We start from the raw sequence: 11,547 nt of genomic DNA on the forward strand, positions 1-11,547 counted from the left end.
TGTCACAACATCCCGCCGAGCTGGAAAGCGCGGTCCGCGCCGGGCTGGCCAAGGTGATCGACCCCGAACTGCGACGGCCGATCACCGAGCTCGGCATGGTCAAGAGCGTCACGGTGGACGCCGAGTGCGGCGTGCACGTCGAGGTGTATCTGACCATCTCGGCATGCCCGAAGAAGACCGAGATCTCCGAGCGCGTCGCGGCGGCGGTCGCCGACGTGCCGGGTACCGGCGCGGTCAAGGTCAGCCTCGACGTCATGAGCGACGAGCAGCGCACAGAGCTGCGCAAGCAGCTGCGTGGCGACGCCGGCGAACCGGTCATTCCATTCGCCCAGCCTGGCTCGCTGACCCGGGTGTACGCGGTCGCGTCGGGCAAGGGCGGGGTCGGCAAGTCCAGCGTGACGGTCAACCTGGCCGCGGCGATGGCCGTGCGCGGGCTGTCCGTTGGCGTGCTCGACGCCGACATCTACGGCCATTCGATCCCGCGGATGATGGGCACCACCGACCGGCCCACCCAGGTCGAGTCGATGATCCTGCCGCCGATCGCCCACGACGTGCGGGTGATCTCGATCGCCCAGTTCACCCAGGGCAATACCCCGGTGGTGTGGCGCGGACCGATGCTGCACCGGGCGCTGCAGCAGTTCCTGGCCGACGTGTACTGGGGTGAACTCGACGTACTGCTGCTGGACCTGCCGCCGGGAACCGGAGACATCGCGATTTCGGTGGCGCAGCTGATCCCGGGCGCCGAGATCCTGGTGGTGACGACGCCGCAGCTGGCCGCGGCCGAGGTCGCCGAGCGGGCCGGCGCGGTCGCGCTGCAGACCCGTCAGCGCATCGTCGGCGTGGTGGAGAACATGGCCGGATTGGTGTTGCCGGACGGGTCGACGATGCAGGTGTTCGGTGAAGGCGGCGGCCGCCAGGTCGCCGAGCGGCTCACCCAGGCGGTGGGCGCCGACGTTCCGCTGCTCGGCCAGGTTCCGTTGGACCCGGCGCTGGTGTCAGCCGGCGATTCCGGGGTGCCGTTGGTGCTCAGCGCGCCAGATTCGGCCGCCGGCAAGGAATTACGCAGTGTCGCCGACGCGCTGTCCGCCCGCAAGCGCGGGCTGGCAGGCATGTCACTCGGTCTGGATCCCGCCGGGCGCTGAGTCTCCCGCGGCGAGCAGTCGCAAAAGCGCGTGTCGCTGCGGCGGGTCGGCGCGAAACTGAAGGCACGCATGATCCTTATCCTCATTTATTGAAGGATCTGAGTGTACAGTAGATGTATGCCCTCAGATGCTCGCGACAGTCAGGGCCGCATGGCGGAAGTTGACGCGGAGGCCAAGTGGCCAGCCCTCGACTGGGAGGAGCGCAATTGGACTCCCAAAATCCCGGCCGAGATGGTCTCGGCGAGTGTACGGAAGCGCCACGAAGGCACATACCAGTCGGCGCTCGTTTCACCGATTGCTAATTGCACACCGCAATTTCCCTCAGACATCCTTTCCCTCGCCGAAGAGGCATCGGTTGAGATAGCACGCTTTGATGCGGAACTTGGGAACGAAGTTGCGCCGTTTGCCTCAGTATTGTTGCGCTCTGAATCTGCATCGTCATCAAAGATTGAGAATCTGACATCAGGCGCGAAGGCGATTGCGCTCGCAGAACTGGGCAGTACTGCGAAGCGCAACGCCACCGAGATCGTGGGCAATGTCGCCGCCATGAGAGCCGCGTTAGAGCTGGCAGACCGTCTTGATAATCACGCGATCCTTGCCATGCAACGTGCGTTGATTGTCCAACAAGACCCCAGCATCGCGGGCCGATGGCGGGATGAACAGGTATGGATAGGTGGCGACTCATTCGGGCCACACGGCGCAGAGTTTGTGCCACCGCATCACGAACACATACCGACATTGATGGACGACCTAGTTAAGTTCACCGGCCGGACCGACCTGCCGCTTCTGTCGCAAGCCGCGATCGCCCACGCGCAATTCGAAACGGTCCATCCTTTCGGGGATGGCAATGGGCGCACCGGACGTGCCTTGATTCACGCAATGTTTCGCGGCCACGGCCTCACTCGCAATGTCACTATCCCGGTTTCTGCGGGCCTCCTCGTCGATAAGACCGGCTACTTCGAGAGCCTTACTGCTTATCGTGAAGGCGATCCGGCATCAATCGTCGAGAAGTTAGCGCGGGCATCATTCGCGGCGATCGCTAATGGCCGACGGCTTGTCCTGGAACTCCGCGCAATCCGAGAGGGTTGGAACCAACAGATTCGAGCCCGGCGTGACGCCAGTGCCTGGCGACTGGCTGATGTGCTTATCCGCCAACCTGTTGTAGACGCAGCCACGGTTGCAACGGAGCTGGACACGCCCACTAAGAACGTGCTCCGAGCCGTCGATCCGCTGGTGGAAGCGGGGGTGCTAACTGAATTCACCGGCTTCGCGCGCAACCGAATGTGGCAGTCGAGCGAGGTGCTGACCGTTCTGGATGCCTTTGCCGCTCGCGCAGGACGCCGCGGCGGCGCATAGCACTGTTAGGTGGCGTCGCTGTCGTAGGGCGTTGCCGCCGGCTGACTCGTTGTCGGGGGCGGCACTGCCGACGGGGCAACCGGCGACGCCGGTGTCGGTTCGGGCCGGTCGAACTTGCCGGTGAAGAAGGAGTCGTCGCCGTCGAGCAGGTGCTTGGTCAGCGCAGCGCGCGGGGTCATGCCACGCAGCTTGCGCAACTCACCCAGCGGCTCGCGGAGATCATCGAATTCCGGGCCGAGGTCTTCGCGCAGCTGACTGGTCGCCCCGCTGATGTAGTCCCGCGCCTGACGCAGCGCGCCGGCGCTCCAGCGGATGGCACCGGGCAGTCGCTCCGGACCCAGGATCACCAAACCGGCGACCACCAGGACCAGCATCTCGCCCCAGCCGAAGTTGGCGAACATTACGTGCTGTTGTCGGCGCCGGGGTTGACGGTGAGCGTCACGGGGCGGCCTTCGCGGACCACCTCGATCGGGGCGTCCTGTCCGACCTTCAACTGCCGGACCGCGACGACGAACTCGTCGGCGTCGGCGACCGTCCGGTCGCCGACCTTGACCACGACATCGTTCTCCAGGATCCCGGCCTTCTCGGCGGGCCCGCCGGCCTTCACATTGGCCACCTGGGCCCCCGACGCCAGGTCGTTGCTGACCGACCGGGCGGTCAGACCGAGCGTCGGGTGGGCGATCTTGCCGTCCTTGATCAGCGTCTCGGCGACGGTCTTCACCTCGTTGACCGGGATCGCGAATCCCAGGCCACTCGCGCTTTCCGATAGCGACTTGCCGGCCGTGTTGACGCCGATCACCTCGGAGTTCATGTTGATCAGCGGCCCGCCCGAGTTGCCGTGGTTGATCGCGGCGTCGGTCTGAACACCGTCGATCACGGTGTCGGTGTCCGAACCGTCGCCGGACAGCGGAACCGGTCGGTGCAGGGCGCTGATGATGCCCACGGTGACCGTGCTGCGCAGCCCGAGCGGAGCGCCGGCCGCGATCACTTCCTCACCGACCCTCAGCTTGTCCGAATCACCGAGGCGCGCCACGGTCAGGTTGTCGACATTGTCGACCTTCAGCACGGCCAGGTCGGTCTTCGGGTCACGGCCGACCAGGTTGGCCGGCACCTCCTTGCCGTCGTTGAAGACCACCTTCATCTTGTACTGGCTCGGGTTGCTGGCCGCCTCGGAGATCACGTGGTTGTTGGTGACGATGTAGCCGCGGCCGTCGATGACGACGCCGGAACCCTGTGAACCCTCCGCTTCGTCGGTGGCTTCGACGGTGACGACCGAATTCGCAACCGAGTCAGCAACTTTGGCGAACCGACCGGCGGGGACCTCGGGATTGCCTTCGGTCGACAGCGTCACCTTCGACGTGGTGAACGCCTCAACCACCTCGGCGGTCTTGCGGCCCACCCAGCCGCCGGCGAAGCCGATCACCAGCGCAATGATCGCCAGCACCGCCAACGCGACATACGAGACCCTGCCGCCGAACAACACGTCGCGCACACCGAGCTGGCCGAGGTTCGCGGCGGCCGGCGCCATAGCCGGTTTCGGCATCGCCGGGGTACCAAGCGCGGCGGCCGCGCCGGGATCGCGCCACGGGTCCTCGGGCTCCTCAGGCATATCCCTGTCGCGTTCGGCCTCCAGCGCGCCGATGTCGGCGGGATGGCGTTGCAGTGTGTCGTCGCCGACCCGGCCGAACGCCTCGGCGAGCACGGGGTCGGGTTTCTGATCGGTCGGTGTGAATTCGCCCTGGTCGCGATAGCGCTCCAGACCCACGAAGGAGCCGTTGACGCCATCGGGCCGACCGAACGCCTTGCGGGCGGCCGGATCCACCGACGGCCGCGAGACAGGGCGCGGCGCCAACCGGTGGCTACCGCCGGACTGGTCCTGCTTGGTCACCGTTGTATCACTCTCTTTTGATCGCCCGCTATTCGCCGGCGCGCGTCGCTGGTTACTCCGCATCAAGCCTACCGGCGCTTACGCCGGTCACGGGATGTGCCGTCAGCAACCTGGGGCGGATCGGTGTCGTCGGACTCGACCTGCGGAGCGTCGTGGGGAATCTGAGACAGCGTGCCCAGCAGCGAAGTCGGGATGTCGATGGGGCGGGAATCACGCAGCGCGGCGCGGGCCTGACGCTGGGCGTCCACCTCGGCGGCGCACTGCGGGCACAGCGACAGGTGGTGTGCGGCGCGCAGATGCGCGGTCATCCGCAGTTCGCCGTCGACGAAGGCGGCGATGGCCTCGGTGGACAAATGCTCGGTAGAGCCGAACTGACGCGGCGAACCGACCGGTGCATCGCTCTGCGAGGCGAAGTGGGTAGGCAGCCAGGAGAACGCCCGGCGAAACACATGACCCGGGTCGGCCATCATCCCGCTCCTCTCGGCGTATCCACGTCGCGACATACCGTGCTCACTTGAATGTAGCGCGGGACGCGATGTCCGACACCCGTGAACGGTCAGGCTGACCTGGCCGTGTCGTCGGAGTGGCTGGCCAAATAGTCCCGCAGCGCCTGCCGACCCCGGTGGATCCGGCTGCGCACGGTGCCCAGCTTGACGCCCAGCGTGGCGCCGATCTCCTCGTAGGACAAACCCTCGATGTCGCAGAGCACCACCGCCGCGCGGAACTCCGGCGGCAGCGAGTCGAGCGCGGCCTGCAGGTCGGGGCCCAGCCGCGAATCGTGGTAGATCTGCTCGGGGTTCGGCTCGTCGGCGGGCACCCGGTCGTAGTCGTCGGGCAGGGCCTCCATCCGGATGCGGCCGCGGCGACGCACCATGTCGAGGAACAAGTTCGTGGTGATGCGGTGCAGCCAGCCCTCGAACGTGCCGGGCTGATAGTTCTGCACGGACCGGAAGACGCGGATGAACGTCTCCTGGGTCAGGTCCTCGGCGTCATGCTGATTGCCCGACAGGCGGTACGCCAGTCGGTACACCCGATCGGCATGCTGACGCACCAGCTCGTCCCACGACGGCATGGCGGCCTGGCCACCGGTGGCGTCAAACACCGCGGTGCCCTGCAGCTCATCGGAAGCCTCTACCCAGTCGCCATCCGTGTACTGCTCGAGATGGGACATCGAAGCGGGGGCCAACTGAGGGGCCGTGGTCGTTGTGCTCGTCGGATCCTCCAGATCACAGCGGACATCGAGTGTCGGCAACGCGACATCGACGGCAACACGACGACCGCCGCCGGTATTCCCAGCGCCCCAGCTTCCGCCGTGTTCCATGCGAGATACCGTCCCCGACCCTGGTGTGGTTGGCATATGAGCACACTGAACATTTCCTGAGAAACCTGGCTACCCGCCGCGCAACCAGGGCAAACCACACGATTTCGGCCCCATTTGGGTGTTGCGGCGCGGGCGTGTCGCGGTGGTGCCCGAACGGCGCCGCTCTACGCTGCGGGCATGGCCAGCACCGACGACCCGGCGAGCCCGCGGCCCAGCCGCGCCGAGTCGATCGTCACGCACGCCGAACAGTCGATCTCCGAGGACGCCATCGTCGCCGCGGCGCGCGAACGCGCGGACGATACCGGTGCCGGCGCCATCACTCCCGCGGTCGGGGCGCTGCTGAGCGTGCTTGCCAAACTCACCGGCGCCAAGTCCGTCGTCGAGGTCGGCACCGGCGCGGGCGTCAGCGGGTTGTGGCTGCTCTCCGGCATGCGCGAGGACGGCGTGCTGACGACGATCGACGTCGAACCCGAGCACCAGCGCATCGCCAAGCAGGCGTTCACCGAGGCCGGCATCGGGCCGTCGCGGACCCGGCTGATCAGCGGGCGGGCCCAGGAGGTGCTGACCCGGTTGGCCGACGAGTCCTACGACCTGGTTTTCATCGACGCCGATCCGATCGACCAGCCCGATTTCGTCGTCGAAGGCGTGCGGCTGCTGCGGTCCGGCGGTGTGATCGTCGTGCACCGGGCGGCGCTCGGCGGTCGGGCCGGCGACGCGAGCGCACGTGATGCGGAAGTCACCGCGGTGCGGGAGGCGGCCCGGCTGATCGCGGAGGACGAGCGGCTGACACCGGTGCTGGTGCCGCTGGGCGACGGCCTGCTCGCCGCCGCCCGTGATTAGCTCTTCCCCGCGAAACGAGATTCCCTGTCGTTCTCGGCGCGAATTCACGACCGGGAATCCCATTTCGGCGATTGGCGGGATTTTACGGAATCCTGACCGTCCGCGTTCTTGACGCTGTGCTGAACGCGCGTTTAGTGTTCTAAACATGCGTTCAGTGGACGATCTCACGGCGGTCGCCCGGATCCGCGACGCCGCGATCGAGCAGGTCGGCCAGCACGGGTTCAACGTCGGGCTTCGGGCCATCGCCCGAGCCGCAGGCGTCAGCGCCGCGCTGGTCATCCACCATTTCGGGTCCAAGGACGGCCTGCTGCGGGCCTGCGACGAATACATCGCCGAGCAGATTTACCAGGCGAAGACCGAGTCACTGCGCTCCGCCGATCCGGCGACCTGGCTCAGCCAGATGGCCGAGATCGAGACGTACGCGCCGATGATGGCCTACCTGGTGCGCAGCATGCAGTCCGGCAGCGACCTCGCCAAGCAGTTCTGGCAGCGCATGATCAACAACGCCGAGCAGTACCTCGAGGAGGGCGTTCGCGCCGGCACCCTCAAACCCACCCGGGACCCGAAGGCCCGGGCCAAGTTCCTCGGCATGATCGGCGGCGGCGGATTCCTGCTGTACCTACAGATGCACGACAACCCCACCGATCTGCGCGCAGTGCTACGCGACTACGGCGAAGACATGATGCTGCCGGCGCTGGAGCTGTACTCCCACGGCCTGATGACCGACTCGACCATGTACGAGGCGTTCCTCGCGCGACACGAACAAGGCATTCCGTTCAGCACTTCGACTCGCACCGAAGGAGATCACGATGACGGCAACGTCCCTGCAGCGGGCTGACACCACCGAGCGGTCGCAGCTCGCGGTCGAAATCCGGGACCTGGCCAAGTCATTCGGCCGCACCAAGGCCCTCGACGGCCTGGACCTGGCCGTCGCCCCCGGCGACATCACCGGCTTCCTCGGACCGAACGGAGCGGGCAAGTCCACCACCCTCCGGGTGCTTCTCGGACTGCTCCGCGCAGACGGCGGTACCGTGCGGCTGCTGGGCGGCGATCCCTGGCGCGACGCGGTCCGGCTGCACCGCCGAATCGCTTACGTGCCGGGCGATGTCACATTGTGGCCCAACCTGACCGGGCAGCAGGCCATCGACTTCCTCGCACGCCTGCGCGGCGATGGCGCGATCGACACCCAGCGGCGCGACCAACTGTTTGAGCGGTTCGAACTCGACCCGCACAAAAAGGCACGCACCTACTCCAAGGGCAACCGGCAGAAGGTGGCCCTCGTCGCCGCGTTCAGCTGCAACGCCGAGCTCTACATCCTCGACGAGCCTACCGCGGGCCTGGATCCCTTGATGGAGAAGGCTTTTCAGGAATGTGTCCGGGAAGTGGCCGATCGCGGCGCCGCGGTGCTGCTGTCCAGTCACATCCTGGCGGAAGTGGAGAAGCTGTGCCACAACGTCACGATCATCCGCGCCGGCAAGGCGGTGCGTTCGGGCACGCTCGAGGAGTTGCGTCACCTGATGCGCACCACCGTCACGGTGCGCACCCGCGGCGACAGCCAAGCCCTGCAGCGCTCCTCGCACGTACACGACTTCAATCGCCGAGACGGCCAGGTCAGGTTCTCGGTCGATCGCGCCGATCTGGATCGGGCCATGGGTCAGCTCACCGAACTCGGCATCGAAGAGTTGACGGTGACGCCGGCGTCGCTGGAGGACATGTTCCTGCGTGAGTACGAGGGGGCGAACTGATGACGACGGCAGATGTCGCCCCGCGTGTCGGACGACACCAGGCGGCGCCCGGTGGCTCACCGTTCACCGGCGTCGGGAGCCTCATCCGGCTGGCATTGCGCCGCGACCGCGTTCGGCTCAGCGTATGGATCGCCATTCTCACGCTGATGATGGTGTACGCACCCAACGCGATCAAACTGGCCTATCCGGAAGAAGCACAACGCCTGGCCCGGGTGAATCTGATGAAGACGCCCGCGGCAATGATCATGGGCGGCCCAATGTTCGGCAGCAACGAGACCGACCTTGGCGCGATGATGGCCAACGAGCTGATGCTGACCCTGATCATCGCCGCGTCAATCCTGTCCATCCTCACCGTCATTCGACACACTCGCACCGAGGAGGAAAGCGGTGCAGCGGAATTGGTGCTGTCGTCGGTTGTCGGTCGGTATGCCCGGACGTATGCCGCGCTGATCCTGGTCGGCGGCGTCAACGCGATACTCGCCCTGACCATGACGCTGGCGATGGTTCCGAGCGGCTTCGCCGTGGCCGATACCGCAGCGATGTGTCTTGGCGTCACCGGGGTGTCGATGGTGTTCGGCGCCGTCGCGGCGGTCACCGTCCAACTCTGGCGGCAGTCGCGCGCCGCAACAGGGGCGGCCATGGGCGTGCTCGCGCTGGCCGCACTGGTGCGCGGCATCGGCGACGTCATCAACAATTCCGGCAGCGCGCTGTCCTGGTTCTCCCCCATCGCCTGGGCCCAGCAGATGCGTCCGTTCGTCGAACTGCGGTGGTGGCCGTTCGCCTTGTTGGTCGGACTCGCCGTCGGTCTCATGGTGTTCGCCGCCGTGCTGGAGGGTAGACGCCAGTACGACGACGGCGTGATCCCGTCCACCGGCGAGCGACCGAACGCACGCCCGATCGCGAGCGTATTCGGCCTGCATTGGACGCTGCAACGCGGTCAGACGATCGGCTGGACCGTCGGATTGTTCCTGTCCGGCTTGGCATTCGGGTCGATGACGAAGTCGCTGCTGGATGCGGCGCAGGACAACGAACTGCTTCAGCGCGTGTTGGCCCAGCAGGGCACCGACGGCATGTACACCACCATGACGCAGTTCCTGGCCGCCGCGGCAACCGCCTACGTCGTCAGCGCAGTGCTGCTGGTATGGGGCGACGAGCAGTCCGGTCTCGGCGAGGCGGTGCTGGCCGGTGCGGTGTCACGGTGGCGGTGGCTGCTCACCGCAGTCGCGGCCGCGATTGTCGGGGCGACAGTGCTGATGTTCTTCGCCGGTCTCGGCAACGGTCTCGGCGCGGGCATCACCCTCGGCGAGCCGGAGACCGTCTCGCGGTTGACACTGGCCGGCCTGGCCTTCGTGCCCGCGATGGCGGCGATGGCCGGAATCGCGGCTTTGGCTGTGGCGCTGCGGCACGCGTGGATCGGCTGGCTGGCAGTGACTTTCGTAATCATCTCGCTGTACCTCGGCGCCCTGCTGCGACTGCCACAGTGGCTGCTGGACGCGTCGCCGGTCGGCCAGACCAAGGCGCCGACCGAATACTCGGTCGTTGCGCTGGCGGTCATGCTCGTGGCCGCGGCGGCCCTCACCCTCGTCGCAGGGGCGATCTATCGCCGCCGCGACGCCCTTTAAGTCGGATGGGAGCAATCATGAAGATCGGTCTTCAGATGCTGGCGTCCGGAGTCTTCGGAATCGTCTTCTTCGGACTGCTGTTGTTCTGGCCTGCAGGCACCTTCGACTACTGGCAGGCGTGGGTTTTCATCGCCGTGTTCATCGTCGCCACCATGGTGCCGACCATCTATCTGGCCGTGAAGTATCCGGATGCGCTCCGGCGGCGCATGCATTCTGGGCCGTTTGCTGAGACCCGGCTGGTGCAGAAATTCATCAACGTCGGCATCATCCTGATGGTTGTCGCGGTGGCGGTAGTCAGTGCTCTGGACCACCGGTTCGGTTGGTCGACAGTGCCGACGCCGGTCGTCGTGCTCGGCAATGTGCTCATTGCAGTAGGACTAGGGATCGCAGAAATCGTTATCATCCAGAAACAACTATGCGGCGGCGACCATCACTGTGGAGGCGGAGCAAAAGGTGGTGTCCACGGGCCTCTACGGCCTGGTGCGTCACCCGATGTATGTCGGGGCGCTGATCATGATGATCGGCATGCCGCTTGCCCTGGACTCGTATTGGGGCCTGGCCGCGGTCGTCCCGGGCGTGCTGGTCTTTGCACTCCGCATCAACGACGAGGAGAAGGTGCTGCGCCAGGAGCTCGGCGGGTACGACGAGTACACGGATAAAGTGCATTACCGCCTGATGCCGGGGGTGTGGTGACCGATGAAAACTCTCATCCAAGCGGCGGTTTCGGTTCCCATCGGTCTCGTCGTATTCGGGGTGCTGGTGTTCTGGCCGGCCGGCACATTCGATTACTGGCAGGGATGGGCCTTCATCGCGGTGTTCGCCGTCGCGACCCTGATACCGAGTGTCTATCTGGCAGTGAGGAATCCGGAAGCCCTGCGCCGACGCATGCAGGCCGGCCCCGGCGCGGAGACCCGGCCCATGCAGAAGGTTGTCAGCGCGGCGGCGTTCGGGTCGCTGGCGGCCCTGATGGTGATCAGCGCGTTGGACTTTCGCTTCAAGTGGTCGGCGGTGCCTGCCGCTGTTTCGGTCGTCGGAGACGTGTTGGTGGCGGTCGGCCTCACCATTGCGATGCTTGTGACTATCCAGAACGGCTATGCCGCGGCCAATGTCACCGTCGAGTCGGGCCAGCAGCTGTCGTCGACGGGTTGGTATGGATTCGTCCGGCACCCAATGTACTTCGGGAACGTGATCATGATGTTCGGCGTCCCCCTTGCACTGGGCTCGTATTGGGGTCTACTCGTGGTCATCGCCGGCGTTGGGATGCTCGCTGTTCGCATCCGCGACGAAGAGGCCTTGCTGACACAGGAGTTGGCCGGATACCGCGAGTACATGCAGAAAGTTCACTGTCGGTTGGTGCCCTACGTCTGGTGAGGGCGGATCACCCGCCACACGCTGATCCGCGCTCATAATGCATAGGTGGAACTACTGACCGGTCTGGGGCTGGCAACCGCGGCGGGGCTCAACGCCTACATCCCGCTATTGGCGCTGGGTCTGCTGTCGCGGTTCACCGACCTGATCACGTTGCCGCACGGTTGGGCCTGGCTGGAGAACGGCTGGGTGCTGACGATCGTGGCGGTGCTGCTGGTTGTCGAGCTCGTCGCCGACAAGATCCCGGCACTGGACAGTATCAACG

11 protein-coding genes and 2 pseudogenes are annotated in these 11,547 nt (G+C 66.0%); 9 read left to right on the forward strand and 4 right to left on the reverse strand.

The features are described 5' to 3' along the window. The first annotated feature begins 20 nt into the window (after window positions 1–20). Window positions 21–1,142: a P-loop NTPase gene (locus tag ACRDU5_RS02725; RefSeq protein ID WP_526612687.1), complete on the forward strand. Its 1,122-nt coding sequence runs from the start codon at window positions 21–23 to the stop codon at window positions 1,140–1,142. Between the two features lie 150 nt (window positions 1,143–1,292). Beyond that, window positions 1,293–2,498 (forward strand): Fic family protein, encoded by a 1,206-nt coding sequence (locus tag ACRDU5_RS02730; RefSeq protein WP_526612688.1) that lies wholly within the window; start codon window positions 1,293–1,295, stop codon window positions 2,496–2,498. Between the two features lie 5 nt (window positions 2,499–2,503). Here the strand turns inward: ACRDU5_RS02730 and tatB are convergent, their stop codons facing one another. The 4 genes and pseudogenes from tatB to sigE form a co-directional block, all read right to left on the reverse strand. Further along, a complete protein-coding gene (gene tatB, locus ACRDU5_RS02735) occupies window positions 2,504–2,899 on the reverse strand; it encodes a Sec-independent protein translocase protein TatB (protein WP_526612679.1) in 396 nt (131 codons plus the stop codon). After that, window positions 2,899–4,386: a serine protease HtrA gene (gene htrA, locus ACRDU5_RS02740; RefSeq protein WP_526612680.1), complete on the reverse strand. Its 1,488-nt coding sequence runs from the start codon at window positions 4,384–4,386 to the stop codon at window positions 2,899–2,901. Before htrA ends, tatB begins: the two co-directional genes overlap by 1 nt. 68 nt (window positions 4,387–4,454) lie before the next feature. Continuing rightward, complete coding sequence (gene rseA, locus ACRDU5_RS02745) at window positions 4,455–4,853, reverse strand: anti-sigma E factor RseA (RefSeq protein ID WP_526612689.1); 399 nt, start codon at window positions 4,851–4,853, stop codon at window positions 4,455–4,457. Between the two features lie 72 nt (window positions 4,854–4,925). Next, window positions 4,926–5,707, reverse strand: a pseudogene (gene sigE, locus ACRDU5_RS02750) (RNA polymerase sigma factor SigE); the annotation flags it as partial. A 177-nt stretch (window positions 5,708–5,884) separates the two neighbouring features. Between sigE and ACRDU5_RS02755 the strand changes: the two are divergent. The 7 genes and pseudogenes from ACRDU5_RS02755 to ACRDU5_RS02785 all read left to right on the forward strand — a co-directional run. Continuing rightward, entirely contained in the window at window positions 5,885–6,547 is a 663-nt protein-coding gene (locus tag ACRDU5_RS02755) for an O-methyltransferase (protein ID WP_526612681.1), read from the forward strand. Between the two features lie 145 nt (window positions 6,548–6,692). Then, window positions 6,693–7,385, forward strand: a complete 693-nt coding sequence (locus tag ACRDU5_RS02760; protein WP_526612682.1) for a TetR/AcrR family transcriptional regulator — start codon at window positions 6,693–6,695, stop codon at window positions 7,383–7,385. Then, window positions 7,357–8,292 carry an ABC transporter ATP-binding protein gene (locus ACRDU5_RS02765; protein WP_526612683.1) on the forward strand — a complete coding sequence of 312 codons (936 nt, stop codon included), beginning with the start codon at window positions 7,357–7,359 and terminating at the stop codon, window positions 8,290–8,292. The genes ACRDU5_RS02760 and ACRDU5_RS02765 overlap by 29 nt, the downstream gene beginning before the upstream one ends. Then, window positions 8,292–9,914, forward strand: a complete 1,623-nt coding sequence (locus tag ACRDU5_RS02770) for an ABC transporter permease (RefSeq protein WP_526612684.1) — start codon at window positions 8,292–8,294, stop codon at window positions 9,912–9,914. The genes ACRDU5_RS02765 and ACRDU5_RS02770 overlap by 1 nt, the downstream gene beginning before the upstream one ends. A gap of 17 nt (window positions 9,915–9,931) precedes the next feature. After that, window positions 9,932–10,607, forward strand: a pseudogene (locus tag ACRDU5_RS02775) (methyltransferase family protein). A 3-nt stretch (window positions 10,608–10,610) separates the two neighbouring features. Then, on the forward strand, window positions 10,611–11,285 hold the full coding sequence (locus tag ACRDU5_RS02780; protein ID WP_526612685.1) for a methyltransferase family protein: 675 nt from the start codon (window positions 10,611–10,613) through the stop codon (window positions 11,283–11,285). Window positions 11,286–11,330: 45 nt separating this feature from the next. Beyond that, window positions 11,331–11,547, forward strand: a 217-nt coding sequence (locus ACRDU5_RS02785) for a DUF4126 family protein (protein WP_526612686.1), incomplete at its 3' end; no start/stop codon positions are given.

Origin of the sequence: Mycobacterium sp. (assembly GCF_050701515.1) — a bacterium.
Taxonomy (GTDB): domain Bacteria; phylum Actinomycetota; class Actinomycetes; order Mycobacteriales; family Mycobacteriaceae; genus Mycobacterium.